The sequence below is a fragment of the Streptomyces sp. NPDC020490 genome (assembly GCF_044335305.1).
Taxonomy (GTDB): Bacteria; Actinomycetota; Actinomycetes; order Streptomycetales; family Streptomycetaceae; genus Streptomyces.
This window is the reverse complement of the sequence record NZ_JBIRUY010000002.1, coordinates 178,152-203,011: the sequence shown is the minus strand read 5'-3', so window position 1 is coordinate 203,011 and position 24,860 is coordinate 178,152. Positions and strand designations below refer to the sequence as shown.

At 71.2% G+C, this 24,860-nt stretch carries 25 protein-coding genes; 17 read left to right on the top strand and 8 right to left on the bottom strand.

Going from position 1 to position 24,860, the window contains the following annotated elements; all coding sequences use genetic code 11:
- The first annotated feature begins 73 nt into the window (after nt 1–73).
- Complete coding sequence (locus tag ACH4ZX_RS04420; protein ID WP_398267292.1) at nt 74–1,201, top strand: ferrochelatase; 1,128 nt, start codon at nt 74–76, stop codon at nt 1,199–1,201.
- Nucleotides 1,202–1,209: 8 nt separating this feature from the next.
- Nucleotides 1,210–2,025, top strand: coding sequence for an inositol monophosphatase family protein (locus tag ACH4ZX_RS04415; protein WP_398267289.1), 816 nt, complete (start codon nt 1,210–1,212; stop codon nt 2,023–2,025).
- Between the two features lie 204 nt (nt 2,026–2,229).
- On the opposite strand, the gene ACH4ZX_RS04410 is transcribed toward ACH4ZX_RS04415, so the two are convergent.
- Nucleotides 2,230–2,394 (bottom strand): hypothetical protein, encoded by a 165-nt coding sequence (locus ACH4ZX_RS04410; RefSeq protein WP_398267286.1) that lies wholly within the window; start codon nt 2,392–2,394, stop codon nt 2,230–2,232.
- 415 nt (nt 2,395–2,809) lie between these two features.
- Between ACH4ZX_RS04410 and ACH4ZX_RS04405 the strand changes: the two genes are divergently transcribed.
- From ACH4ZX_RS04405 to ACH4ZX_RS04390, 4 genes are all read left to right on the top strand, one after another.
- Nucleotides 2,810–3,463, top strand: coding sequence for a response regulator transcription factor (locus ACH4ZX_RS04405; RefSeq protein ID WP_010353034.1), 654 nt, complete (start codon nt 2,810–2,812; stop codon nt 3,461–3,463).
- A gap of 5 nt (nt 3,464–3,468) precedes the next feature.
- Entirely contained in the window at nt 3,469–4,707 is a 1,239-nt protein-coding gene (locus ACH4ZX_RS04400) for a HAMP domain-containing sensor histidine kinase (RefSeq protein WP_324785206.1), read from the top strand.
- A gap of 404 nt (nt 4,708–5,111) precedes the next feature.
- Complete coding sequence (locus ACH4ZX_RS04395) at nt 5,112–5,408, top strand: DUF4193 domain-containing protein (protein ID WP_003997302.1); 297 nt, start codon at nt 5,112–5,114, stop codon at nt 5,406–5,408.
- Nucleotides 5,409–5,421: 13 nt separating this feature from the next.
- Nucleotides 5,422–6,339: a hypothetical protein gene (locus tag ACH4ZX_RS04390; protein ID WP_398267281.1), complete on the top strand. Its 918-nt coding sequence runs from the start codon at nt 5,422–5,424 to the stop codon at nt 6,337–6,339.
- A 4-nt stretch (nt 6,340–6,343) separates the two neighbouring features.
- Here ACH4ZX_RS04390 and ACH4ZX_RS04385 read toward each other — a convergent pair whose 3' ends face one another.
- Nucleotides 6,344–6,808 carry a DUF3093 domain-containing protein gene (locus ACH4ZX_RS04385; protein ID WP_398267278.1) on the bottom strand — a complete coding sequence of 155 codons (465 nt, stop codon included), beginning with the start codon at nt 6,806–6,808 and terminating at the stop codon, nt 6,344–6,346.
- 58 nt (nt 6,809–6,866) lie between these two features.
- Here ACH4ZX_RS04385 and ACH4ZX_RS04380 point away from each other — a divergent pair, with 58 nt between their 5' ends.
- From ACH4ZX_RS04380 to ACH4ZX_RS04355, 6 genes are all read left to right on the top strand, one after another.
- The gene (locus ACH4ZX_RS04380; protein WP_360757051.1) at nt 6,867–7,451 is read left to right on the top strand and encodes a PaaI family thioesterase; all 585 of its coding nucleotides are present in this window, start codon (nt 6,867–6,869) and stop codon (nt 7,449–7,451) included.
- Nucleotides 7,448–7,999, top strand: coding sequence for a dUTP diphosphatase (gene dut, locus ACH4ZX_RS04375; RefSeq protein ID WP_351886499.1), 552 nt, complete (start codon nt 7,448–7,450; stop codon nt 7,997–7,999). The genes ACH4ZX_RS04380 and dut overlap by 4 nt, the downstream gene beginning before the upstream one ends.
- 1 nt (nt 8,000) lies before the next feature.
- Nucleotides 8,001–8,759 carry a DUF3710 domain-containing protein gene (locus ACH4ZX_RS04370; RefSeq protein WP_398267274.1) on the top strand — a complete coding sequence of 253 codons (759 nt, stop codon included), beginning with the start codon at nt 8,001–8,003 and terminating at the stop codon, nt 8,757–8,759.
- A 129-nt stretch (nt 8,760–8,888) separates the two neighbouring features.
- Nucleotides 8,889–9,620: an ABC transporter ATP-binding protein gene (locus ACH4ZX_RS04365; RefSeq protein WP_398267271.1), complete on the top strand. Its 732-nt coding sequence runs from the start codon at nt 8,889–8,891 to the stop codon at nt 9,618–9,620.
- A 214-nt stretch (nt 9,621–9,834) separates the two neighbouring features.
- On the top strand, nt 9,835–10,233 hold the full coding sequence (locus ACH4ZX_RS04360) for an OB-fold nucleic acid binding domain-containing protein (protein WP_398267268.1): 399 nt from the start codon (nt 9,835–9,837) through the stop codon (nt 10,231–10,233).
- Nucleotides 10,234–10,236: 3 nt separating this feature from the next.
- A complete protein-coding gene (locus tag ACH4ZX_RS04355) occupies nt 10,237–11,016 on the top strand; it encodes a DUF3159 domain-containing protein (protein WP_398267265.1) in 780 nt (259 codons plus the stop codon).
- A gap of 120 nt (nt 11,017–11,136) precedes the next feature.
- Here the strand turns inward: ACH4ZX_RS04355 and ACH4ZX_RS04350 are convergent, their stop codons facing one another.
- On the bottom strand, nt 11,137–11,814 hold the full coding sequence (locus tag ACH4ZX_RS04350) for a potassium channel family protein (protein WP_398267262.1): 678 nt from the start codon (nt 11,812–11,814) through the stop codon (nt 11,137–11,139).
- Nucleotides 11,814–12,485, bottom strand: coding sequence for a potassium channel family protein (locus tag ACH4ZX_RS04345; protein ID WP_398267647.1), 672 nt, complete (start codon nt 12,483–12,485; stop codon nt 11,814–11,816). Before ACH4ZX_RS04345 ends, ACH4ZX_RS04350 begins: the two co-directional genes overlap by 1 nt.
- Before the next feature lie 392 nt (nt 12,486–12,877).
- Here ACH4ZX_RS04345 and ACH4ZX_RS04340 point away from each other — a divergent pair, with 392 nt between their 5' ends.
- A complete protein-coding gene (locus ACH4ZX_RS04340) occupies nt 12,878–14,926 on the top strand; it encodes an amino acid permease (RefSeq protein ID WP_398267259.1) in 2,049 nt (682 codons plus the stop codon).
- 54 nt (nt 14,927–14,980) lie between these two features.
- On the top strand, nt 14,981–16,342 hold the full coding sequence (locus ACH4ZX_RS04335) for a class I SAM-dependent RNA methyltransferase (RefSeq protein ID WP_398267256.1): 1,362 nt from the start codon (nt 14,981–14,983) through the stop codon (nt 16,340–16,342).
- A 9-nt stretch (nt 16,343–16,351) separates the two neighbouring features.
- Here ACH4ZX_RS04335 and ACH4ZX_RS04330 read toward each other — a convergent pair whose 3' ends face one another.
- Together ACH4ZX_RS04330 and ACH4ZX_RS04325 are read right to left on the bottom strand one after the other, a co-directional pair.
- The gene (locus ACH4ZX_RS04330; RefSeq protein ID WP_398267253.1) at nt 16,352–16,576 is read right to left on the bottom strand and encodes a hypothetical protein; all 225 of its coding nucleotides are present in this window, start codon (nt 16,574–16,576) and stop codon (nt 16,352–16,354) included.
- Between the two features lie 17 nt (nt 16,577–16,593).
- Nucleotides 16,594–17,619, bottom strand: a complete 1,026-nt coding sequence (locus ACH4ZX_RS04325; protein WP_398267250.1) for a LysR family transcriptional regulator — start codon at nt 17,617–17,619, stop codon at nt 16,594–16,596.
- Between the two features lie 183 nt (nt 17,620–17,802).
- Here ACH4ZX_RS04325 and snpA point away from each other — a divergent pair, with 183 nt between their 5' ends.
- A complete protein-coding gene (snpA, locus tag ACH4ZX_RS04320) occupies nt 17,803–18,495 on the top strand; it encodes a snapalysin (RefSeq protein ID WP_398267247.1) in 693 nt (230 codons plus the stop codon).
- A 614-nt stretch (nt 18,496–19,109) separates the two neighbouring features.
- On the opposite strand, the gene ACH4ZX_RS04315 is transcribed toward snpA, so the two are convergent.
- Nucleotides 19,110–20,543 (bottom strand): endo-1,4-beta-xylanase, encoded by a 1,434-nt coding sequence (locus tag ACH4ZX_RS04315; protein ID WP_398267244.1) that lies wholly within the window; start codon nt 20,541–20,543, stop codon nt 19,110–19,112.
- 579 nt (nt 20,544–21,122) lie between these two features.
- Here ACH4ZX_RS04315 and ACH4ZX_RS04310 point away from each other — a divergent pair.
- Together ACH4ZX_RS04310 and ACH4ZX_RS04305 are read left to right on the top strand one after the other, a co-directional pair.
- Nucleotides 21,123–22,547, top strand: a complete 1,425-nt coding sequence (locus ACH4ZX_RS04310) for a non-reducing end alpha-L-arabinofuranosidase family hydrolase (RefSeq protein WP_398267241.1) — start codon at nt 21,123–21,125, stop codon at nt 22,545–22,547.
- A 286-nt stretch (nt 22,548–22,833) separates the two neighbouring features.
- Nucleotides 22,834–23,517 carry a phosphatase PAP2 family protein gene (locus ACH4ZX_RS04305; RefSeq protein ID WP_398267238.1) on the top strand — a complete coding sequence of 228 codons (684 nt, stop codon included), beginning with the start codon at nt 22,834–22,836 and terminating at the stop codon, nt 23,515–23,517.
- A 12-nt stretch (nt 23,518–23,529) separates the two neighbouring features.
- Here the strand turns inward: ACH4ZX_RS04305 and ACH4ZX_RS04300 are convergent, their stop codons facing one another.
- The gene (locus ACH4ZX_RS04300; protein ID WP_398267235.1) at nt 23,530–24,855 is read right to left on the bottom strand and encodes a glutamate-1-semialdehyde 2,1-aminomutase; all 1,326 of its coding nucleotides are present in this window, start codon (nt 24,853–24,855) and stop codon (nt 23,530–23,532) included.
- Between the last annotated feature and the right edge of the window lie 5 nt (nt 24,856–24,860).

Sequence of the window (24,860 nt, the reverse complement as noted above, 5' to 3'; positions counted from 1 at the left end):
CGGGCCACCCCCCGTCTCCCGGCCGGCGGTGCCGGGTGGCGGCATTGCCGGTGCCGGGTGGCAGGATCGACCCATGCCAGACGCGCTCGATGCCACCCCCTACGACGCCCTGCTCCTGCTCTCCTTCGGCGGCCCGGAAGGGCCGGACGACGTGGTCCCGTTCCTGGAGAACGTGACGCGCGGACGGGGAATCCCCAAGGAACGCCTCAAGGAAGTCGGGCAGCACTACTTCCTGTTCGGCGGGGTCAGCCCCATCAACGCCCAGAACCGCGCCCTGCTGGCCGCCCTCCGCGAGGACTTCGCCGGCCACGGCCTGGACCTGCCGGTCTACTGGGGCAACCGCAACTGGGCGCCGTACCTGACGGACACCCTGCGCGAGATGGCCGCCGACGGCCGCCGCCGCATCCTGGTCCTGGCCACCAGCGCCTACGCCTCCTACTCGGGCTGCCGCCAGTACCGGGAGAACCTCGCGGACGCGCTGGCCGCCCTGGAGGCCGAGGGTCTCGACCTGCCGAGGATCGACAAGCTGCGGCACTACTTCAACCACCCCGGCTTCGTCGAGCCCATGATCGAGGGCGTCCTGCGCTCCCTCGCCGACCTCCCCGAGGACGTCCGCGACGGCGCGCACATCGCCTTCACCACCCACTCCATCCCCACCGCCGCCGCGGACACCTCCGGCCCCGTCGAGGGCCACGGCGACGGCGGCGCCTACGTCGGGCAGCACCTGGACGTGGCACGGCTGATCGCCGACGCGGTCCGCGAGTGCACCGGCGTCGACCACCCCTGGCAGCTGGTCTACCAGTCCCGCTCCGGCGCCCCGCACATCCCGTGGCTGGAGCCCGACATCTGCGACCACCTCGAGGAACGGCACGCGGCCGGCGTCCCCGCCGTCGTCATGGCCCCCATCGGCTTCGTCTCCGACCACATGGAGGTCCTCTACGACCTCGACACCGAAGCCGCCGCCAAGGCCCGCGAGCTGGGCCTGCCGGTACGCCGCTCGGCCACCGTCGGGGCCGACCCGCGCTTCGCCGCCGCGATCCGCGAGCTGATCCTGGAGCGCGCGTCCGCCGAACGCGACGAGCGGGTCACCCCCTGCGCCCTGGGCGGGCTCGGCGCGAGCCACGACGTCTGTCCGGTGGGCTGCTGCCCCGGCCGGGCCCCCCGCCCGGCCGCCGCGGGCGCCGACAGCCCCTACGCGTGAGGAACCCCGTGACCGACCCCCTGCACGAAGAACTCCTGCGGTGCGCCCAGGAGGCCGCCCGCCGCGCCGGTGAGCTGCTGCGGGACGGCCGCCCGGCCGACCTCGCGGTCGCCGCCACCAAGTCCAGCCCGATCGACGTCGTCACCGAGATGGACATCGCGGCCGAGAAGCTGATCACCGACCTGATCTCCGCGCAGCGCCCGGACGACGGCTTCCTCGGCGAGGAGGGCGCCTCCACCGACGGCACCAGCGGCGTCCGCTGGGTGATCGACCCGCTCGACGGCACGGTCAACTACCTCTACGGACTGCCCACCTGGTCCGTCTCCATCGCCGCCGAGCAGGACGGCGAGACCGTCGTCGGCGTCGTCGCCGTCCCGATGCGCGGCGAGACGTTCCACGCGGTGCGCGGCGGCGGGGCCTGGGCCACGGGCGCCTGGGAGGGCGAGCGCCGTCTGTCCTGCCGCCCGGCGCCGCCCCTGGACCAGGCCCTGGTCTCCACCGGCTTCAACTACGTCACCGAGGTCCGCACGCACCAGGCCGAGGTGGCCCACCGGCTGATCCCGCTGCTGCGTGACATCCGGCGCGGCGGATCGGCCGCGGTCGACCTGTGCGACCTGGCGGCCGGCCGCCTCGACGGCTACTACGAACGCGGCCTCAACGCGTGGGACATCGCGGCGGGCGACCTCATCGCCCGGGAAGCGGGCGCCCTGACCGGTGGACGCCCCGGACAGCCCCCCGCACGCGACCTGGCGGTAGCGGCCACCCCGGGCGTCTTCGAGCCCCTCCAGCAGCTCCTGGAGAACTTCGGCGCCTGGCACGACTGAACCGGGCCCCGGCGGACCCCTGCCGTCGGCCGGGGAACGACTGCGAGCCGCCTCACGGGGTACCCGCACACGAACGAGCCCCCGGCGCTGGATTCGCCGGGGGCTCGTTCGTGCTTCTTGCTGTGCTCACGAAGCGACTTCTTGTTGTGCTCACGAAGCGAGTCGTGTTCACGAAGCGAGTCGTGTTCACGAAGCGATCAGACGCTAGGCGCCGACCTCCACACCGTGCTCGGCGGCGAGGCGGTGCAGGTCGTCGAGTTCGCCCTGCTCAACCTCGACGAGGAAGTCGTCGCCCTCGTCGCGAGCCCGCGTGAGGTCGGACTCGGTCGCCTTTATGCGCTGCAGAAGTCCTGCGGTGAATGCGTCCATGCTGCGCCCCCTCGTCCTGGGTCGTGGGTCGGTGGCACGGGGGTGTGCCGTTCGGAAGGGACGATCACGTCTGCGGTGGATGCCCAGCGCTGCCCCAGCCGGGCGGCGACGGTGCCGGACACCCACGCCCGCTCTGCGGAAAGCGGATTGACGCCGTGCCGCATGGTGTTGCGGCACTAGCAGAGCGTGATCGCGGGGTATGAACCGTCCTCCCCGCCGTTTCTCCCGCGGAAACCTCAACCCGACGAGAAAATCTCGCATTCCCGGGTCGATCACTCGCCCTTCGATTCCCCGCCACCCGCCTTACAGCCGACTTATGGCCGAAAAGGGCAGGATGGAGGCACACACCCATGAAGACCCCGGCCCGCGCGCGCCCGTCAGGCGCTACGCGGGTGGACACAGGAAGGACAGCGACGTGCGCGTACTCGTCGTCGAGGACGAGCAGCTGCTCGCCGATGCGGTGGCCACCGGACTGCGCCGGGAGGCCATGGCCGTCGACGTCGTGTACGACGGTGCGGCCGCCCTGGAGCGCATCGGCGTCAACGACTACGACGTGGTCGTCCTCGACCGCGACCTCCCCCTGGTCCACGGCGACGACGTCTGCCGGAAGATCGTCGAGCTGGGCATGCCCACGCGCGTGCTGATGCTCACCGCGTCCGGCGACGTCAGCGACCGGGTCGAGGGACTGGAGATCGGCGCCGACGACTACCTGCCGAAGCCGTTCGCCTTCAGCGAGCTCATCGCGCGCGTGCGGGCCCTCGGCCGGCGCACCAGCGTGCCCCTGCCGCCGGTCCTGGAGCGCGCCGGGATCAAGCTCGACCCCAACCGCCGTGAGGTCTTCCGCGACGGCAGGGAGGTGCAGCTCGCCCCCAAGGAGTTCGCCGTCCTGGAGGTGCTGATGCGCAGCGAGGGCGCGGTCGTCTCCGCCGAGCAGCTCCTGGAGAAGGCCTGGGACGAGAACACCGACCCGTTCACGAACGTGGTGCGGGTGACCGTCATGACCCTGCGCCGCAAGCTGGGCGAGCCGCCCGTCATCGTCACCGTGCCCGGCTCCGGATACCGGATCTGATCCCTGTGGCGGCGACCCCCGCGCCTCCCCAGGCGCCCCCGAAACCCACCTGGGACCCCAGGCGGCCGGAGCCCCCGTTCCCCTGGCTGCGCCCGACCATCCGGATACGGCTCACGCTGCTGTACGGCGGCATGTTCCTGATCGCCGGGATCCTGCTGCTGTCGATCATCTACCTGCTGGCGGCCCAGGCCCTGCACGAGGGCAGCGGCCAGTCCTTCTCGGTGACCGGAAGCAACCTGGACATCACCAGCTCCACCTGCCCCGCCCTGAACACGGCGCCGGACAGCGAGCTGAACGCGGTGCTCAAGCAGTGCGAAGCGGTGCAGCGCCAGCACGCCCTGGACGACCTGCTCAGCCGGTCCCTGCTGGCCCTGCTGGGCCTGGCGGTGATCGCCTTCGCCTTCGGCTACGCCATGGCCGGCCGTGTCCTGTCGCCGCTCGGCCGGATCACCCGGACCGCGCGCGCGGTGGCCGGCTCGGACCTGTCCCGCCGTATCGAGCTGGACGGCCCGGACGACGAGCTGAAGGAGCTGGCCGACACCTTCGACGACATGCTGGAGCGCCTCCAGCGGGCCTTCACGGCGCAGCAGCGTTTCGTCGGCAACGCCTCGCACGAGCTGAGAACCCCGCTGGCCATCAACCGCACCCTTCTTGAGGTGCACCTGTCCGACCCGAACGCGCCGGTGGAGCTGCAGCAGCTCGGCAAGACGCTGCTGGCGACCAACGAGCGCAGCGAACAGCTCGTCGAGGGGCTGCTGCTGCTCGCCCGCAGCGACAACCAGATCGTCGAGCGCAAACCGGTCGACCTCGCCGAGGTCGCCGAGCAGGCCATCGACCAGGTGCACGCCGAGGCGGAGGCCAAGGGCGTGGTGATCCGCGGCGAGCAGAAGCCGGCGGTCGTCCAGGGCAACGGCGTACTGCTGGAGCGCATCGCGCTGAACCTGGTGCAGAACGCCGTGCGGTACAACGTGCCGGAGGGAGGCTGGGTCGACGTGACGACCGACGTGCAGCACGGCCAGGCGGTCCTCGTGGTGGCGAACACCGGCCCGGTGGTGCCCGCGTACGAGATCGACAACCTCTTCGAGCCCTTCAGACGGCTGCGTACGGACCGCACGGGCAGCGACAAGGGCGTCGGCCTGGGCCTGTCCATCGCCCGCTCCGTGGCCCGGGCGCACGGTGGGCACATCGCGGCGCAGCCGCGCGAGGGCGGTGGTCTCGTGATGCGCGTCACCCTGCCGGTCTGAGATCATGCCGCCGGCACGCCGCCACGCCCCGGGGATGTTCGCTTTGCGCGGAATTTCCCGGGCGCCCACCCGGCGGTACCGTGTGTGATCGATCACAAGGGCGAATTTCCGGCCATCTACTCTCAGTGATCTCATCAGCCGCCGGAAAGCGTGGAAAATCCGGGTTTTCGGGGGTCGCGATCACGGGAAGTACAGGGTGAGACGCCTTTGAAGAGTGGCACAGGGACCGTGTACGGTCCGGTTCGCCATCCAAGCCGATCACTCTTGAGGAGTCCGGTTGGGTGTCGATTGAGTAACAGACCTTGATGTGAGGCAAAATCTCCGCCTCGGGTCGGGCACAAGTCCGGCCTCTCACGCGTTACGTGCGCTGGAGACACCACAGACACCCAGAGGGGGAGAGCGACATGGCAACGGATTACGACACCCCACGCAAGACCGACGACGACGTCGACTCGGACAGCCTTGAAGAACTCAAGGCCCGGCGGAACGACAAGTCGACCTCCTCGGTGGACGTCGACGAGTTCGAGGCCGCGGAAGGCCTGGAGCTGCCCGGCGCGGACCTCTCGAACGAGGAACTGGCCGTCCGGGTGCTGCCCAAGCAGCAGGACGAGTTCACCTGCATGAGCTGCTTCCTGGTGCACCACCGCAGCCAGCTGGCCCGGGAGAAGAACGGTCAGCCGATCTGCCGCGACTGCGACTGAGGACGGGTCGGCCGTGACCGGCTCGACCCCTCCTCGGAAGCGCCGCTCCCCCCTGCCGGGAGCGGACCACGGACCGTCCGACGGTCCTCACGGCGCGCGTGACCACGAGCGAGGCCCTTCCGGTTCCCCAGGGACCGCGGGGGCCTCGCTCGAACCGGCCGACCACGCCGCATCCCCGGCGTCGCCGACCGGCCCCGCGCCCGTCGCACGGCGGCGGGCCGCGGCGATACGGGACACGGCCCGGGAAGGCGTCCGCAAGGGCGGCAGCCGCGCCAGGGCGGCCCTCGCGTACCTCACCGACCGGGTCGTCGAGAACGCCCCGCGGATCCCCGTACGGGACCTCGCGACCCTCCGCAAGCAGTTCCCCGACCTGGGGCCCGAACAGCTCGCCGACAAGCTCGTCGCGGGCGCGGTGCTGGGCACGTCCACGGTCGGAGCGGGCGTCGGAGCCGCGGCGATGCTGCCCGTGCCGCCCGCGATGCCGACCGAACTGGCCGCGGAGATCACCGGCGTCGCGGCCATCGAGCTGAAGCTGATCGCCGAGCTGCACGAGGTGTACGGAGCGCGGCCGCCGGGGAACCTGCCCCAGCGCACCGCCGCCTACCTCGACTCCTGGTCGGGAGAGCGCGGGATCGACGTGACGAAGCCGTCGACCTACGGCAGCGCGGTCAACAGCAGCCTGAAGCAGCGGCTGCGGCAGCAGATCATGCGGCGCCTGGTGCGCGACCTGCCGAACCTGATGCCCTTCATGGTGGGAGCCGCCGTGGGGGCCCTGATGAACCGCCGGGACACCAGAAAGCTCGCGGCCCGCATCCGCGCCGACCTCAGACGCCTCCAGGTGCCCTGGGACGCGCTGCCCGAACTGCCGCCCCTGGAGCAGCCGGCGGACCCGCTGACGCCGGAGGAACTCGGGAAGGAACTCGGGCGCTGAGCGCCTACCGCGCGGCCTCCTGGGCCGCCTTCAGGGCCTGCGCCAGCCGCTCCGGCTCCCGCGTCGACAGATACAGGTAGGGCGTCGGGTCCTCGGGGTCGGTGACCTCCACGCGCAGCGCCGTGGGGATGTAGGCGCGCAGCAGCATGAAGGCACGGGTGTCCGCCCTGTGGGTGCGCCAGGCCCGGGCCTGCTCCGCGTCCAGCACCTCCGCCTCGCCCAGCGCCGTCACCGGGATCTTCGCCTCGCCCGCGATCAGCGAACCGCCCACCACGCGGACCCGGACCGAGCCGTAGGAGCTCGCCACGACCGCCGCCGCGGCGGTGCCGCCCACCAGGCCGCCCAGCATCGGCAGCGTGCCGAACGGCAGCAGGATCAGGGCCAGGGAGCACCCGGCCAGGACCGAGACCAGCCACCAGGTGCGGGGGGCGGTGAGGCGTTCTTCGTAAGGGGCGGCGGAGAGCTGCATGGAGCCAAGCTTGGCACGGTGTCCGGAACCAGCCGACGCGCGGGTAAGGTCTGCGGCTGTGAGTGGTACTTCCGCAGCTCTGAAGCCTCCCGCCGACGCGGTGACACCGGTGCGCCATCCCGACGCCCCCGCGCCCGGCGAGCTTCTCGGCGCCCATTACGGACAGTGTTTCGGCTGTGGCGGCGACCAGCCCCACGGGCTGCACCTGGCGGCCCGGGCCGGCGAGGGCGTCCGCATCACCGCCGAGTTCACCGTGCAGCCGGCCCATCAGGGCGCGCCCGGTCTCGCGCACGGCGGGGTGCTGGCCACCGCGCTCGACGAGACCCTCGGCTCGCTGAACTGGCTGCTGCGGACGATCGCCGTGACCGGGCGGCTGGAGACCGACTTCGTGCGCCCCGTCCCGGTGGGCACGGTGCTGTACCTGGAGGCCGAGGTCACGGCGGTGGCGGGCCGCAAGATCTACTCGACCGCCACCGGGCGGATCGGCGGCCCCGACGGACCCGTCGCCGTCCGCGCCGACGCCCTCTTCATCGAGGTGAAGGTCGACCACTTCGTCGACCACGGCCGCAAGGAGGAGATCCAGGCGGCCATGGACGACCCGGACCAGCTCCGGCGGGCCCGCGCCTTCGAGGTGAACCCGTGAGCCGTGACCCCGTGAACGTGCTGATCCGGCGCGTCGAACCGGACGTACCGCTACCGGCGTACGAGCACCCCGGTGACGCGGGAGCCGATCTGCGCACCACCGTCGCCCGGGAACTGCGGCCGGGAGAGCGGGCCGTGCTGCCCACGGGCGTGTCCATCGCCCTCCCGGAGGGGTACGCGGCCTTCGTGCACCCGCGATCCGGTCTCGCCGCCCGCTGCGGTGTCGCCCTCGTGAATGCCCCGGGGACGGTTGATGCCGGGTACCGTGGGGAGATCAAGGTGATCGTGGTGAATCTCGACCCGCACGAGCCCGTGCGGTTCGAGCGCTTCGACCGGATCGCCCAACTGGTGGTCCAGCAGGTCGAGAGGGTCCGCTTCCAGGAGGTGGCGGAGCTTCCCGGCTCGGCGCGGGCCGAAGGGGGCTTCGGGTCCACGGGCGGTCACGCCGCGGTGGGCGGGAAAAGCGGCACAAGCGGTCAGGCCGCCGTGGGCGGCCAGGCGGGTGGGAATCGATACGCTTCGGTCGTATCCGACCGGGAAGGACAGTGACGTGTTCGGACGTCGCAAGAAGAGGGATGCCGCCGAGGACGCGGCCGGCGAGGCCGAGCAGGTCGTCGACAGTGTCGACGCTGAGGCGGACGACGAGGTCGAGCGCGAGCGGGTGAGGCTCGCGCCGGGACCGCGGCCCGAGGGGCCCTGGGACAGCTCCGAGGTCAGCCGGCCCGGCGAGGGCCGGGTGGACCTCGGCGGGCTGTTCGTGCCGGGCGTGGACGGCATGGAGCTGCGGGTCGAGGTCGCGGGCGACGCGATCGTCGCGGCGACCGTCGTGCTGCGCGACAGCGCCATCCAGCTCCAGGCCTTCGCCGCGCCGAAGCGCGAGGGCATCTGGGGCGAGGTGCGCGAGGAGATCGCCACCGGCATCACCCAGCAGGGCGGCATCGTCGACGAGACCGAGGGCCCGCTGGGCTGGGAGCTGCGCGCCCAGGTCCCGGTGCAGCTGCCGGACGGCACGGGCGGCTTCCAGGTCGTGCGGTTCGTCGGCGTGGACGGTCCCCGCTGGTTCCTGCGCGGCGTGATCTCGGGCCAGGGCGCGGTGCAGCCGCAGGCGGCCGGCCTGCTCGAGCAGATCTTCCGGGACACGGTCGTGGTCCGCGGCGACGGCCCGATGGCGCCCCGCGACCCGATCGTCCTGAAGCTGCCGAACGACGCCCAGATGGTGCCCGAGGGCGTCCAGCAGGAAGAGGGCTCCCGCTTCGCCGGCGGCATGGGGCAGCTCCAGCGCGGACCGGAGATCACCGAGGTCCGGTAGCCGTGAGCGTTCGAGGGCCGCACCCGTGGTCGGGTGCGGCCCTTCTTCGTGTCCTCGTTCCTGCGCACGGCCGTTGAACGGGCGGGCGCCGGGCGGCGATACTGGCGCCCGGCCGACGGGGGAGGCGACATGAGCAGCCGGGTGCGCACCGGGACCATGGTGCGCGTCGAGGACGTCCACAAGTCCTACGGCCACGGGGCCGCCGCCGTGCACGCCCTGCGCGGGGTCTCCTTCGAGGTGGCGCGCGGCGAGCTCGTCGCCCTCGAGGGACGCTCCGGATCCGGGAAGACGACGCTGCTGAACATCGTCGGCGGACTCGACGCGCCGGACGCCGGACGCGTCGAGGTCGACGGGCTGGACCTGGCCGGGCTGGACGAGGACGGGCTGCTCGCCCTGCGCCGCGACCGCGTCGGCTTCGTCTTCCAGTCCTTCGGGCTCATCCCGATCCTCACCGCCGCCGAGAACGTCGGCGTCCCGATGCGGCTGCGCCGGACCGACCCGCGTGAACGCGAGGAGCGCGTGGAGCTGCTGCTGTCCCTGGTCGGTCTCGCCGACCACGCGGCACAGCGCCCCGGCGAGCTGTCCGGCGGCCAGCAGCAGCGCGTCGCCATCGCCCGCGCGCTCGCCAACGGCCCCGCCCTGATCGTCGCCGACGAGCCCACCGGCCAGCTGGACGCCGAGACCGGTCACCACGTCATGGAACTGCTGCGGGCCGTCGTCCACAGCGAACGGTCCGCCGCACTCGGCTTCGGCCGGGCGGAGGGACCGCCCTGCGTGCTCGTCGCCACCCACGACGCCAACCTGCTCGACCTGGCCGACCGGGTGCTGGAACTGAGCGACGGCGAGATCGTCGAACGCTGACGGACCGCCGAGCGGATGTGCGTGACGCGGCCGGCCCGTAAGGTGGAGTCTGCTTCGTCACGTTCCCGGCATTTCCCTGCAGAGCAGAGCAGAGCAGAGCAGGGCCGCCGGTTCGGGACGCGGCAGCGTACGGCCCGTCCGGCCCGTACGCGCCGGTTCGGGGCGGCGCACGGCGGGTACGTAACCGTCAGTGCACCCCGGTAGGCTTCAGAGCATGAGTGCTGTTCCTCGTTCCGAAAAGCCGGCGGGCCGGTTCCGGCGCATGCTCGACCGGCTCTCCTCGTCCCAGGGGGACCTGGAGTCGGAGGAGCTGCGGGAGGACGCCGAGACGGCGGGTTGCACCCGGATCGGTGACTGCGGCGACCGACAGGTCGTCACGGTTACTGGTACCTTGCGCACGGTCACGCTGCGCCCGCGGGCCGGAGTGCCGGCCCTGGAGGCCGAGCTGTTCGACGGCACCGGCTCGCTGGACGTGGTGTGGCTCGGCAGGCGTTCCATAGTGGGGATAGAGCCGGGACGCAGGCTGATCGCATCGGGCCGGATCTCGATGAGCCGGGGCCGCCGGGTGCTGTTCAACCCCAAATACGAACTGAGACCCCTCGGACGGGAGTAGCCGGTGACGTCACTCGACAAGCCGACGACCGAAGACACCACTCAGCAGGACGACGCCCGGGCGGTGACCGAGGCCGCGCTTTTCGAGGCGTTCGGCGGTGTCCGGGGCATGGTCGAGACGGTGCTGCCCGGCCTCCTCTTCGTCACCATCTTCACGATCAACAAGGACCTGCACTGGTCGGCCATCGCCGCCCTCGCCGTGTCCCTGCTGCTCGTGGTGGTCCGCCTGGCCATGCGGGACACCGTCAAGCACGCCTTCAGCGGCGTCTTCGGCGTGGTCTTCGGCGTCGTCTTCGCGATGATGACGGGCAACGCGAAGGACTTCTACCTGCCCGGCATGCTGTACACCCTGGGCCTGGCGCTGACGTACATCGTCACGACACTGGCCGGCGTCCCGCTGATCGGCCTCATGCTCGGCCCGGTCTTCAAGGAGAACCTCTCCTGGCGCACCCGCAACCCGGGCCGCAAGGCCGCCTACGCGAAGGCGAGCTGGGCCTGGGGGCTGATCCTGCTCGCCAAGTGCGCCATCCTCTTCCCGCTGTACTGGTGGGCCGACACCACCCAGCTGGGCTGGGTCCTGGTCGCGCTGAAGATCCCGCCGTTCCTGCTCGCCGTATGGCTGACCTGGGTCTTCCTCGCCAAGGCGCCCGCTCCCATCGACGTCTTCGCCGAGATGGAGGCGGAGGAGAAGGCCGAGCAGGAGCGGAAGGCCGAGCGGGAGGGCGACGCCGGGGCGCCGGAGCGCGGCGAGTCCACGGGCGGACGGCACCGCCGGGAGACGTAGACACCGGTACGTACGTGTACGTGTACGCGCACGACGTGTGTGAGGGGCGCCCGGAGATCCGGGCGCCCCTCACGTACACCTGCCGGCCGCGGCGCTACCTGCACCTGCCGGCCGCGGCGCTCAGCCCGCGGAGTCCTCCCGCCGCACCGACAGCAGGTCCTCGAGCTGCTCCTCCCGGGCCTGCGCGGCGACGAACAGCAGCTCGTCGCCCGGCTCCAGCGAGTCCTCGCGGGACGGGGTCAGCACGCGGGTGCCGCGGATGATGGTCACCAGGGAGGTGTCCTCGGGCCACTCCACGTCGCCGACCTGCGTGCCGGCCAGCGCCGACTCCTCCGGCAGGGTCAGCTCGACGAGGTTGGCGTCGCCGTGGCTGAAACGGAGCAGGCGGACCAGGTCGCCGACGCTCACCGCCTCCTCGACCAGCGCCGACATCAGACGCGGGGTCGACACGGCGACGTCCACGCCCCACGCCTCGTTGAACAGCCACTCGTTCTTCGGATTGTTCACACGGGCGACCACCCGCGGCACGCCGTACTCCGTCTTCGCCAGCAGCGAGACGACCAGGTTGACCTTGTCGTCGCCGGTCGCGGCGATCACGACGTTGCAGCGCTGGAGGGCCGCCTCGTCCAGGGCCGTGATCTCGCAGGCGTCGGCGAGCAGCCACTCCGCCCGCGGGACGCGCTCGACCGAGATGGCGGTCGGCGCCTTGTCGACGAGCAGGACCTCGTGGCCGTTCTCCAGCAGCTCGCCCGCGATCGAGCGGCCGACCGCGCCGGCACCGGCAATGGCGACCCGCATCAGTGACCGCCCTCCTCTTCGGGACCCTTGGCGAACGCCGCCTCGACCTTGTGGACCTCGTCGGTGCGCATCATCACGTGCACCAGGTCGCCGTCCTGCAGCACCGTCTGCGAGGAAGGCAGTATCGCCTCGCCGAGGCGGGTCAGGAACGCCACCCGGACGCCCGTCTCCTCCTGCAGCTTGCTGATCTTGTGACCGACCCAGGCGGCAGAGGTGTGCACCTCGGCGAGCTGGACGCCCCCGGTGGGGTCGCGCCACAGCGGCTCGGCGCCCGAGGGGAGCAGCCGGCGCAGCATCTGGTCGGCCGTCCAGCGGACGGTCGCCACCGTGGGGATGCCCAGGCGTTGGTAGACCTCGGCACGGCGGGGGTCGTAGATCCGGGCGGCGACGTTCTCCACACCGAACATCTCGCGGGCCACGCGCGCCGAGATGATGTTGGAGTTGTCGCCGCTGGAGACGGCGGCGAACGCGCCGGCCTCCTCGATGCCGGCCTCGCGCAGGGTGTCCTGGTCGAAGCCGACCCCGGTCACCCGGCGGCCGCCGAAACCGGGGCCGAGACGACGGAAGGCGGTGGGGTCCTGGTCGATCACGGCGACCGTGTGCCCCTGTTGCTCCAGCGTATGGGCGAGAGCGGAACCAACTCTTCCGCAGCCCATGATGACGATGTGCACGACCGTCCTTCCGGTTTCCAGATACTGCTCGGTCACATCAGGTTCTCAGACCGAGGCCCAAGCTACACACGCGCGGTAGGACGACGGCACCCCCGTGCGCGGTTGCCCCGCGGGCCGGTGGAGATCAGCGGCGGCCGATGCTGCGGACGCTCGCAAGTGTCAGGATTCCGAGGCCGAGGAGGGCCGTCGCGGCGCCGATCAGCTCTGCGGTGCTGTGCATGGGACCTCCTGGTGGCGGCAAGGGCCGGGAAACGAGCGGGGGTTTGTCATATAGGCATGCCGGTGTCGTCGGCTGCGGAATCCGCAGCCGGGACCGCCCCGTTTTCACCCGGTGGGCAGATGCGGGGTGGCGGGTGGCTGGTCACTCGTTCGAACGCCTACGATGCTCTGTTGTGTCCAAACTGACCGACGTGCCCAAGCGGATTCTCATCGGGCGCGCACTGCGCAGCGATCGGCTCGGGGAAACCCTCCTGCCGAAGCGCATCGCCCTACCCGTTTTCGCCTCCGACCCGTTGTCCTCCGTGGCGTACGCCCCCGGCGAGGTGCTGCTGGTCCTGTCCATCGCGGGCGTGTCGGCGTACCACTTCAGCCCCTGGATCGCGCTCGCGGTCATCGTGCTCATGTTCACAGTGGTCGCCTCCTACCGCCAGAACGTGCACGCCTACCCGAGCGGCGGCGGCGACTACGAGGTGGCCACCACCAACCTCGGCCCCCGCGCGGGCCTGACCGTCGCCAGCGCCCTGCTCGTCGACTACGTCCTCACCGTCGCCGTCTCGATCGCCTCCGGCATCGAGAACCTCGGCTCCGCGATCCCGTTCGTCGTCGAGCACAAGGTGGCCTGCGCGGTCGCCGTGATCGTGCTGCTGACGCTGATGAACCTGCGCGGCGTGAAGGAGTCCGGCAAGCTCTTCGCGATCCCGACGTACGTCTTCGTCGCGGGCGTCTTCATCATGATCATATGGGGCGCGTTCCGCGGACTCGTCCTCGACGACACCATGCGGGCGCCGACGGCCCAGTACACGATCCGGGCCGAGCACCAGGGCCTCGCCGGGTTCGCGCTGGTCTTCCTGCTGCTGCGCGCCTTCTCCTCCGGCTGCGCCGCGCTCACCGGCGTCGAGGCGATCTCCAACGGCGTCCCGGCCTTCCGCAAGCCCAAGTCCAGGAACGCGGCGACCACGCTCGCGATGATGGGCCTGCTGGCGGTGACCATGTTCTGTGGCATCATCGTCCTCGCCCTGGTCACCAAGGTCAGAATGGCCGAGAACCCGGCGACCGACCTGCTGAGGAACGGCGTCGGGGTCGGCGCCGGCTACGTACAGAACCCGGTGATCACCCAGGTCGCCGAGGCCGTCTTCGGCAAGGGCAGCTTCCTGTTCGTGGTGCTCGCCGCGGCCACCGCCCTGGTGCTGTTCCTGGCCGCCAACACCGCCTACAACGGCTTCCCGGTGCTCGGCTCGATCCTCGCCCAGGACCGCTACCTGCCCCGCCAGCTGCACACCCGCGGCGACCGCCTGGCCTTCTCCAACGGCATCGTGCTCCTCGCGGGCGCGGCGATGCTGCTCGTCGTCATCTACGGCGCCGACTCCACCCGGCTGATCCAGCTGTACATCGTCGGCGTGTTCGTGTCCTTCACGCTCAGCCAGACCGGCATGGTCCGCCACTGGAACCGCCACCTGGCCGTGGAGAAGGACCCCGGCCGGCGCAGCCACATGATGCGCTCGCGTGCGATCAACACCTTCGGCGCCTTCTTCACCGGCCTGGTGCTGGTCGTCGTGCTGGTCACCAAGTTCACCCACGGCGCCTGGGTCGCCCTGCTCGGCATGGTGATCTTCTACGTGACGATGACCGCCATCCGCAAGCACTACGACCGGGTGGCCGAGGAGCTCGCGGCCCCCGAGGGACCGAGCGACGACAGCGTCCGGCCGTCCCGGGTCCACTCCGTCGTCCTGATCTCCAAGATCCACCGGCCGACGCTGCGGGCGCTGGCGTACGCCAAGCTGATGCGCTCCCACACCCTGGAGGCGCTCAGCGTCAACGTCGACCCGCTGGAGACCAAGGCGCTGCGCGAGGAGTGGGAGGAGCGCGGCATCGACGTACCGCTGAAGGTCCTCGACTCGCCCTACCGCGAGATCACCCGCCCGGTCATCGACTACGTCAAGAGCCTGCGCAAGGAGTCGCCGCGCGACGCGGTGTCCGTGATCATCCCCGAGTACGTCGTCGGCCACTGGTACGAGCACCTGCTGCACAACCAGAGCGCCCTCAGACTGAAGGGCCGGCTGCTGTTCACGCCGGGCGTGATGGTCACCTCCGTCCCCTACCAGCTGCAGTCCTCCGAGGCGGCCAAGCTCCGGGCCCGCAGGCGGCAGGAGTGGAACGCGCCCGGTTCGGTGCGCCGCGGCCCGGCCCAGGAGCGGGCCAAGGAGACACCGGCGCCGAAGTAGACTGGTGGGCTGTTGTCCGCCCGTACCCCCTCTCGCTACTGGAGTCACCCCGCCATGCAGGCAGAACCGAAGAATTCGCAGGCGGGGTCGCCGGCCGGCGCGCTCGGCTCCCTCGTGGGGGAGGAGTACGAGGTCGAGGTCGGCCCCGTCGCCCACGGCGGCCACTGCATCGCCCGCACGTCCGAGGGGCAGGTGCTGTTCGTCCGGCACACGCTGCCCGGTGAGCGGGTCGTGGCCCGGGTCACCGAGGGCGAGGAGGGGGCCCGGTTCCTGCGCGCGGACGCCGTGCGGGTGCTGTCGGCGTCCAAGGACCGCATCGAGGCGCCCTGCCCCTACGCCGGTCCCGGCCGCTGCGGCGGCTGCGACTGGCAGCACGCCAAGCCGGGAGCGCAGCGCCGGCTCAAGGGCGAGGTCGTCGAGGAGCAGCTCCGGCGCCTGGCCGGTCTCACCCCCGAGGAGGCCGGCTGGGACGGCACGGTGGTGCCGGCCGAGGGCGACAAACTGCCCGCCGGGCAGGTGCCGCAATGGCGCACGCGCGTGCAGTACGCGGTCGACGCCGACGGGCACGCCGGTCTGCGCCGGCACCGCTCGCACGAGGTGGAACCGATCGACCACTGCATGATCGCCGCCGAGGGCGTCAGCGAGCTGGGCATCGAGAAGCGGGACTGGACCGGCATGGCGTCCGTGGACGCGATCGCGGCGACCGGCTCGCAGGACCGGCAGGTGATCCTCACCCCGAAGCCCGGCGCCCGCCTGCCGATCGTGGAGCTGGACCGGCCGGTGTCCGTGATGCGGGTCGGGGAGAAGGACGGCGGCGTGCACCGCGTCCACGGCCGCCCCTTCGTCCGCGAACGCGCCGACGGACGCACCTACCGTGTCGGCAGCGGCGGTTTCTGGCAGGTCCACCCCAAGGCTGCGGACACCCTGGTGACCGCGGTCATGCAGGGCCTGCTGCCGCGCAAGGGCGAGACGGCGCTCGACCTGTACTGCGGCGTCGGCCTGTTCGCGGGCGCCCTCGCCGACCGGCTCGGTGACCAGGGCGCGGTCCTCGGCATCGAGTCCGGCAAGCGCGCGGTCGAGGACGCCCGGCACAACCTCGCCGGCTTCGACCGCGTCCGCATCGAGCACGGCAAGGTCGAGTCGGTCCTGCCGCGCACCGGCATCACCGAGGTCGACCTGATCGTCCTGGACCCGCCGCGGGCCGGAGCGGGCCGCCGCACGGTGGAGCACCTGTCCTCCCTGGGCGCCCGCCGCATCGCCTACGTCGCCTGCGACCCGGCCGCCCTGGCACGGGACCTGGCGTACTTCCGGGACGGCGGCTACCGGGTGCGCACGCTGCGGGCGTTCGACCTGTTCCCGATGACGCACCACGTGGAGTGCGTCGCCATCCTTGAACCGGCCGCAAAGGGCGCCTGAACTGCGGTTTCATGCGGGTGCATTGCGTGCGCTGTGGGCGTTGCGGGTGTTGCGGGCGATGTGCGCGCTGTGGGTGTTGCGGGGCGATGTCCTGACGCTGAAATGAAGACTCGGCACGCCGGCCGCAAGCTCGTTCGCCTCCCGGTCCAGCACGGGATCGATCGGGCGCCGGGTCTCGACGTCGACAAGCGGAGTTCCGTGGATGCGGCCCTTGCGCTGGGCGTATTCGCGCACGCTGACCGCGCAGGGGCTCAGGCCGGTGTTCTGGGCGGCGTGTTCGCGAGCCCGTCCGGCCGGCGTCGGCCGTCGGGTGGGGCGGGCGCGCCGACGGGCGGCAGGGCGGCCGGTGTGCCGGCGCTCTCCAGCCACTCCACGTAGGCCGGTGCCTCCCGGGCCACGGCCCAGTAGGACTCCTCCAGGTACGGGTAGACCTCGTCCACTTCGGCCGCGGTGCGGGCGGCCAGCAGCAGCCGCACGCCGATGGGGTCGCCCTCCAGCGGACGGATGGCCAGATCGGGGCGGGGGTGGGCGGTGGGCTGGCTGACGGTGACGACCTCGCCGATCGCGGCCAGCGAGTACGCGGTGAGGTAGTCGCCGTGCAGCATCTCCGGCCGCAGGCCCGCCGACCGCAGGGCCCGGCACAGCGCATCCCACTCGCCGTCGACGGTGGCGTCGACCATCCAGCGGTCACCGGCCAGGTCGGCCATCCGCACCCGGCCTCGCGAGGCCGCCGGGTGGTTCGCGGCAAGCGTGACGAACTGCGGCTCGCGTTCGACGAGGACGCGGACACAGAGTCCGGGCGGCATCCGCAGCGGGCTGCCCTCGACCTCGTGCACGAACGCCATGTCGAGCTTGCCGGCGGCGACCATGGCCAGCAGCGAGTTGGCGGAAACGCTCATCTGGAGCGTCGGCTCGATCCGCGCCACCCCGGCCCGCAGCCGGTACAGCCAGCCCGGGATGGCGCGGTTCGCCGTGGCGCCGATACGAAGCTGGAAGCCGCAGGCGGCGCGGGCGGCCTCGGCCCGGGTCTCCGTCACCATCGCCGAGAACTCCGTCATCAGCGGCCGGGCCCGGCTGAGCACCGCCAGGCCCAGCGGCGTGGGGCGGCAGCCGGTGCGGCTGCGTACGAACAGCTGGGCGCCGAGGGTGTTCTCGATGCGCCGCAGTTGGGTGCTCAACGAGGGCTGCGCCATGCCGAGTTCCCGCGCCGCTTTGTGCAGACTGCCAGTGTCGGCGATGGCGCAGAGCACGCGCAGGTGCCTGACCTCCAGCTCCATGGGGGGAGCGTAGAACGGGGCTCCGTGTGACACCAGGTGTCCAAGTGCCAGCGAATCTGGACGAGTTGGATCCTGATAGCCCGTCGCTATCCCCATTTGCCATCATCCCGGGACCCGTTCAGATGTCCGAGACTTCCTGGCAACCGATCGTTCCACCCCACAGAACGAACAGGAGCCCCCCACATGGCGTCGTTGCGCACCAGCGCCAGGAAGAACAACTCCAGGAGACTCGCGGCTCTCGCGCTCGGTCTCGGACTCGCCGCGGCGGCCCTGGGCACCGCGGCCCCGGCGGGCGCCCAGCCCCAGGGCGCCGACCGGGCCCAGGCGCGTAGCGCCGCCGGCTACGTCGGTTCCGCCGAGAAGGCCGGCAACAAGGCCTTCTTCGACGCGGTACTGAAGTCCGTCGCCCAGCGGCAGGCCACGCAGCCCTCCCTCCAGACGGTGACCGTCTACTACAACGCCTCCCAGGCACCCAGCTTCCGCTCGCAGATATCGAGCGCCGCCTCGATCTGGAACAGCTCCGTGTCGAACGTGAAGCTCCAAGCGACGTCGGGCAGCGCTGACTTCGCCTACTACGAGGGCAACGACTCACGCGGGTCGTACGCGTCCACCGACGGCCACGGCAGCGGCTACATCTTCCTGGACTACGCGCAGAACCAGCAGTACGACTCGATCCGGGTGGCCGCCCACGAGACGGGCCACGTGCTGGGTCTGCCCGACCACTACAGCGGCCCGTGCAGTGAGCTGATGTCGGGCGGTGGCCCCGGCCCGTCCTGCACCAACCGCTACCCGAACGCGACCGAGAGGTCCCGCGTCAACCAACTGTGGGCCAACGGTCTGGCCAAGGCCCTCGCCAAGGCCGGTGTGCAGCGCTGACCGACTGCGCCACCAGCGGACCGGCCTGCCGGCCGTGATCTCACCACACATGTACGGACCGCGGCTCCCCACCGCGGTCCGTACATCTGTTCAGCCCTTGCGTCCTGACGTGGCCACAAACCCGATCGCCGCGGACACCGATCGACGTCCGTCGCGTCGGCCGGGCACGTTCGCGAAGCGCGTCGCGGGAGGCCGGCCGTACCGGGCAGCGAGGCACCGGCCGTGCGCACCAGCCGGGTGTCGGTGCCCGCTGTGAGTGTGCGGATGGCTCGGCCGAGTTCGGCCAGTAACGGACCGGGTGCCACGGCGGCACCGAGGCCGGCCACCACGGCGAGCAGATCGGGCTGGGCCGGCCGGGGGAGCGTGATGCCTGCCTGGTGGCGGCCCGTCGCCGGAATCGGCGCGGGCGCAGCCCCCGGGGGCAGGGGAGTGCCGGCCCGGCCGGGCGGAGTCCGATGTGCACCCCGGCGGTCAGGCCGGCGGCCGTCATGGCCCCGGTGACATCGAGGAACGTGCGGCGCGACAGGGGGCGATCGGCTCGGCGGGCGCCGGATTCATCGCGGCGGGCGGGCGATCGCGAGGGTCGCCGCCGACGCGGCGGCGACCCGGGACCGTCAGGTGCGGGTCCAGCGCTGGTTGCTGCCGTTCGCGCAGGAGTAGAGCTGGATCAGGGTGCCGTTGGCGGTTCCGCCTCCGACCGCGTCGAGGCAGAGGCCGGACTGGACGCCGACGATGGATCCGTCGGAGTTGAGGCGCCATTTCTGGTTGTCGCCGCCCCAGCAGCTGTAGATCTGCACCTTGGAGCCGTTGCCGGTGCCGGCGGCGTCCAGGCACTTGTTGCCGTAGACCCTGAGCTCGCCGGCGTCGGTGTACGTCCACTGCTGGTTGGTGCCGCTGTGGCAGTCCCACAGCTGGAGCTGGGTGCCGTCGGTGGTGACGGCGTTGGGCACGTCCAGGCAGCGGCCCGAGCCGACGCCCTTGATCTGTCCGCCGGCCGAAGGGGGCGGGGTGGTGGAGCCGCCGTTGAGTGCGTTGAGGACGGCGGTGTAGGCGGGCTTCTTGCTGCCGTCGCCGTTGAACAGCAGCGGTGTGTCCCCCGATCGCCAGGAGTCGGTGTCGCGCACCCCCCACACGGTGATGCCGAGGCAGCGCGGGACGGCCAGGCAGTCGTTGACCACGTTGGCGTAGGTCGAGGCCGAGGCGCCCTGGATGTCGAGTTCGGTGATGGCCACGTCGACGCCGAGGGCGGCGAAGTTCTGCAGGGTGGTGCGGAAGTTGCTGTTGTAGGGGCTGCCGCTGTTGAAGTGCGACTGGAAGCCGACGCAGTCGATCGGCACACCCCGCTGCTTGAAGTCCCGGACCATGGCGTACACGGCCTGGGTCTTGGCCCAGGTCCAGTCCTCGATGTTGTAGTCGTTGTAGCAGAGCTTGGCCGCCGGGTCGGCGGCGCGCGCGGTGCGGAAGGCCACCTCGATCCAGTCGTTGCCGGTGCGTTGCAGGTTGGAGTCGCGCCGGGCTCCCGAACTGCCGTCGGCGAAGGCCTCGTTCACGACGTCCCATTGGGCGATCTTGCCCTTGTAGTGGGCCATCACGCCGTTGATGTGGTCGATCATCGCCTGGCGCAGGGTGCTGCCGCTGAGGCTCTGCATCCAGCCGGGCTGCTGGGAGTGCCAGGCCAGGGTGTGGCCGCGCACCTGCTTGCCGTTCTGCACCGCCCAGTTGTAGACGCGGTCACCGGCGGTGAAATTGAACTGGCCCCGCTGCGGTTCGGTGGCGTCGATCTTCATCTCGTTCTCGGCCGTCACCATGTTGAACTCACGGCCCGCGATCGTCGTGTACGCCGAGTCGCCCAGCTTGCCCGAGGCGATGGCGGTGCCGAAGTAGCGGCCGCTCTGCGCCGCCGCGGCGCCGAGCGTGCTCTCGGCGGCGTGTGCGGTCGGCGGCGTGATCAACGCGGCGATCACCCCGAGGACGCCGGCGACCAGCGTCAACAGCAGGCCGCGGATCTTCCGGCGGACAACGGGTCTGGGAAGGGCGTACGAGCCCATGACTGTGCCTCCAAGATTGACATCACGGAAGGACTGAAGCGCAGGGTCTTGCGTCGCCCGCTGCCAGGCGGCAGACGGACGGACGGACGGAGCGGGCCGGAGCCCGGACAGCACGGAAGGTTCGAAATGTCGAACTGTGGTCGGCTTCTCAGGCAGGGATGATTGAGGTATTGACGATGCATCGTCAATACTCCGCGCACAAAAGTTTCTGATTTTCCTTCGAATGTTTCGAGACTCGGGGTCCCCGCCGGACGGTGAGCGGGGTGGTCAAGTCGGGCGCTTCGTCTGCTCCGGCGTCAAGTGTGGTCCGGCTCGGTCATTGGGTGGATGGAGCGTGCGGCGACTCTCGGCATGGGTTCAGCGCAATATTTCGGTGTGGATGGCGATACATGCGAGGGGTGTTGACGCCGTCCACCGGTTCCTTACCATTCAGGTTGCTCGACCCTTCGAGCCTTGTTCGATATTGCGAACCATCGCATGTCATGGCCGCGCCAATCTCGCAGCGGTCTGGTACCGACAGTCCGGACAACCTCTGACGAGGCCGACCGGAACCGCCCACTCAAGGTTGAGGAAGTCCCCATGCACAGAGGAAGTCTCGGCCGCAGGCATACGTCTGCGGTGCTCGCCGCCGCGGTCGCGGTCCTGGCCGCGTTGGCGGCGATGCTCGTCGCCGTCCCGGCTCAGGCGGCCACCAGCGGCGCCCTGCGCGGTGCCGGTTCGAACCGGTGCCTCGACGTGCTCGGCGGCAGCCAGGACGACGGCACGTACCTGCAGATCTACGACTGCTGGGGCGGGACCAACCAGCAGTGGACGCTGACGGACGCCAATCAGCTGACCGTGTACGGCAACAAGTGCCTGGACGTCCCCGGCCACGCCACCACGGCCGGCACCCGGGTGCAGATCTGGTCCTGTTCCGGCGGGGCGAACCAGCAGTGGCGGGTGAACTCCGACGGCACGGTCGTCGGCGTGGAGTCCGGGCTGTGCCTGGAGGCCGCGGGCGCCGGTACGGCCAACGGCACGGCAGTGCAGATCGGGACGTGCAACGGCGGCGGCAACCAGAAGTGGACCGGCCTCTCCGGGACGACGACCCCGCCGGGCACGTGCTCTCTCCCGTCGACGTACCGGTGGACGTCGACGGGTGCGTTGGCGCAGCCGGCGAACGGGTGGGTCTCGCTGAAGGACTTCACCGACGTGGTCTACAACGGCAAGCACCTGGTCTACGCGTCGAACGTGTCGGGATCGTCCTACGGCTCGATGATGTTCAGCCCGTTCACGAACTGGTCGGACATGGCGTCGGCCGGCCAGACCGGGATGAGCCAGTCGGCGGTGGCGCCCACGCTGTTCTACTTCGCGCCCAAGAACATCTGGGTGCTGGCGTACCAGTGGGGTGCGTGGCCCTTCGTCTACCGCACGTCCAGCGACCCCACCAACCCCAACGGCTGGTCCGCGCCGCAGCCGCTGTTCACCGGCAGCATCTCCGGCTCCGGCACCGGTCCGATCGACCAGACCCTGATCGGCGACGGCCAGAACATGTACCTGTTCTTCGCCGGCGACAACGGCAAGATCTACCGGGCGAGCATGCCGATCGGGAACTTCCCGGGCAGCTTCGGCTCGTCGTACACCACGGTCATGAGCGACACGACGGCCAACCTGTTCGAGGCGGTGCAGGTCTACAAGGTCCAGGGCCAGAACCAGTACCTGATGATCGTCGAGGCGATGGGTGCGAACGGGCGCTACTTCCGCTCGTTCACGGCCTCCAGCCTGAGCGGTTCGTGGACCCCGCAGGCCGCGAGCGAGAGCAACCCCTTCGCGGGCAAGGCCAACAGCGGCGCCGGCTGGACCAACGACATCAGCCACGGTGACCTGGTCCGCGACAACCCCGACCAGACCATGACCGTCGACCCCTGCAACCTGCAGTTCCTCTACCAGGGCAAGTCCCCCTCCGCGAGCGGCCCCTACGACCAACTGCCGTGGCGGCCGGGTGTCCTCACCCTGCAGCGCTGACCTTCCCGGTCGAGGAACCCCGGCCGTGCGCCGGCCGGGGTTCCTCCCACCTCCGCACGGAAGGGCGATCCAGGACCAAACTTCGCGAAGTGTTGACACAGGGACTTTCCGACGGCGGTTTGCCGCGACCGCATCGTTGGTTAGGGTGGCCGGCAGAGACCGATTTCGATGCACAGGCTGATGGCTCCCGCGCGGGCCGAGTCGGACACGACGGGGGCTCGTTGGTGGGGGAGGTGCGTCGCATCCGCCGGATGGTCTGCGACGGGCGACCGGACGCGGTGGGCGTGTGACCGGCCGGTCGGGGCCCGCGGTGCTGCCCCCGTCGCTGCGCGTGTCGCTCGGGCCGGTCGCGGCCCTCGCCGCGCTGGTGGTCGTGGTGCTCGGGGTCCTGTACGCCGGCCACAGCGAGCCCGGCAGGGTGGACAGGTGGATCGTACGGCCGACGGCGGACAGTGTGCGTCCGCCGTGGCGGCACGTCGCCCTGGCGCTCGACTTCCTGGGGGAACCCGCGGGATCGGCGCTGCTGATCTCGGCGTGCGTGGCGGGCTGCCTGCTGCTTCGGTGTCCCCGCGCGGCGGTGCTCGTGGTGGCCGGCGCCGCCGTGGCCGTGGGGACGGCGACGCTGCTCAAGCACCTGGTGGGACGCACCATCCACGGCGACAACCTGTCCTACCCGAGCGGGCACACCGCCTTCTTCACCGCGCTCGCCCTCGTGGGGGCGCTGCTCGTGACCGGCCGGCTCGGCCTCGGCAGGACGGCCGGCACGTCACTCGTGCTCGCGGCGGCGCTGGTTGCCGGCGCCGCCATGGGCTGGGCGCAGGTCGCCCTGGGCGCGCACTACCCGACCGACGTCCTCGGCGGCTGGTGCACCGCGCTGGCGGTGGTACCGGCCACCGCGTGGCTGGTCGACCGGGTGGCTGACCGGCCGGCCGACCGGATGGCCGACGCCGGCCGGCCGGAGCGCCGCTGACGCCACGTCAGGTCACGCCGAGCGGCGGAACACGGGCTTCACCGGTCGTCCGGCCAGCCAGGGAGTGGGGTCGGCGGCGTCCAGCGCCTTCCGGTACACCGCACATGCCTGAGCGACCACGTCGACGGTGTGATCGATGTCGGCCTCGTCGAGCGCGCTGCTCACCACGAACGAGGGGGCCAGCACTCCGCCCGCGAGGAGCCGGCGCAGGAACAGGGTGCGGTACCGCTGCGACGGCCGCAGGTTCTCGTCGAGGGTGGCGAAGACCAGGTTGCTGGCCCGGCCCCGGACGACGAGGTGGTCGCCGACGCCCATGGCGGCCGCGGCGTCGCGGACCCCGGCGGCCAGCCGCTCGCCGAGGGCGTGCAGCCGCGCGGTGACGCCCTCTTCGACGTAGGTGGTGAGCACGGCCATCGCGGCCGCCAGGGAGTGCGTTTCGGCGCCGTGCGTGGTGGACAGCAGGAACACCCGGTCGCCGGTGTCGCGCAGCCCGCCCCGCTCCATCAGCTCGCGGCGCCCGGCCAGCGCGGAGACGGCGAATCCGTTGCCCAGCGCCTTGCCGAACGTGGAGAGGTCGGGGACGACGCCGTACAGGCCCTGGGCGCCCGCCTCGGACCAGCGGAAGCCGGTGATCATCTCGTCGAAGATCAGTACGCAGCCGTGCCGGTCCGCCAGTTCGCGCAGGCCGGCGAGGTAGCCGGGCGGCGGCTCGGTGTGGGTGGCGGGTTCCAGGATCAGGCAGGCGACCTCGCCCTCGTACCGGGTGAGCAGTTCCTCCGTGGCGGCGAGGTCTCCGTAAGGGAACGCCACGGTGAGCTCGTTGGTCTGCGCCGGAATGCCGGCGGACATCGGTGTGGTGCCGATGAACCAGTCGTCGACGGAGAAGAAGGGGTGGTCGGCGCAGACGGCCACCCGCGGGCGACCGGTGACGGCGCGGGCTAGGCGGACCGCGGCGGTGGTGGCGTCGGAGCCGTTCTTCGCGAACTTCACCATCTCGGCGGTCGGCACCGTGGCCAGGAAGCGTTCCGCGGCCTCGACCTCCACGATGGACGGCCGGACGAAGTTGCTGCCGCGGTCGAGTTCCCGCCGCACCGCCTCGATCACGCGCGGGTGGGCGTGGCCGAGGCTGACCGACCGCAGGCCGGAGCCGTACTCGATGTAGCGGTTGCCGTCGATGTCCCACACGTGGGCACCGCGGCCGTGGCTGATGACCGGGGCCAGGTTCTCGGGGTACTGGTCGTCGCCCTTGGCGTAGGTGTGCGCGCCCCCGGGGATCATGGCGTGCAGCCGCTCGTTGGCCGCCCGCGACCGGGGCAGGTGGAGTCCTTCGGTGTCCAAGGGGA

Excerpts from the sequence above, each read along its gene's own strand:
- ACH4ZX_RS04420 (WP_398267292.1), top strand. The coding sequence starts at position 74 with ATGCCAGACGCGCTCGATGCCACCCCCTACGACGCCCTGCTCCTGCTC.
- ACH4ZX_RS04410 (WP_398267286.1), bottom strand. The coding sequence starts at position 2,394 with ATGGACGCATTCACCGCAGGACTTCTGCAGCGCATAAAGGCGACCGAG.
- ACH4ZX_RS04395 (WP_003997302.1), top strand. The coding sequence starts at position 5,112 with ATGGCAACGGATTACGACACCCCACGCAAGACCGACGACGACGTCGAC.
- ACH4ZX_RS04385 (WP_398267278.1), bottom strand. The coding sequence starts at position 6,808 with ATGCAGCTCTCCGCCGCCCCTTACGAAGAACGCCTCACCGCCCCCCGC.
- ACH4ZX_RS04365 (WP_398267271.1), top strand. The coding sequence starts at position 8,889 with ATGAGCAGCCGGGTGCGCACCGGGACCATGGTGCGCGTCGAGGACGTC.
- ACH4ZX_RS04360 (WP_398267268.1), top strand. The coding sequence starts at position 9,835 with ATGAGTGCTGTTCCTCGTTCCGAAAAGCCGGCGGGCCGGTTCCGGCGC.
- ACH4ZX_RS04350 (WP_398267262.1), bottom strand. The coding sequence starts at position 11,814 with ATGCGGGTCGCCATTGCCGGTGCCGGCGCGGTCGGCCGCTCGATCGCG.
- ACH4ZX_RS04335 (WP_398267256.1), top strand. The coding sequence starts at position 14,981 with ATGCAGGCAGAACCGAAGAATTCGCAGGCGGGGTCGCCGGCCGGCGCG.
- ACH4ZX_RS04325 (WP_398267250.1), bottom strand. The coding sequence starts at position 17,619 with ATGGAGCTGGAGGTCAGGCACCTGCGCGTGCTCTGCGCCATCGCCGAC.
- snpA (WP_398267247.1), top strand. The coding sequence starts at position 17,803 with ATGGCGTCGTTGCGCACCAGCGCCAGGAAGAACAACTCCAGGAGACTC.
- ACH4ZX_RS04315 (WP_398267244.1), bottom strand. The coding sequence starts at position 20,543 with ATGGGCTCGTACGCCCTTCCCAGACCCGTTGTCCGCCGGAAGATCCGC.
- ACH4ZX_RS04310 (WP_398267241.1), top strand. The coding sequence starts at position 21,123 with ATGCACAGAGGAAGTCTCGGCCGCAGGCATACGTCTGCGGTGCTCGCC.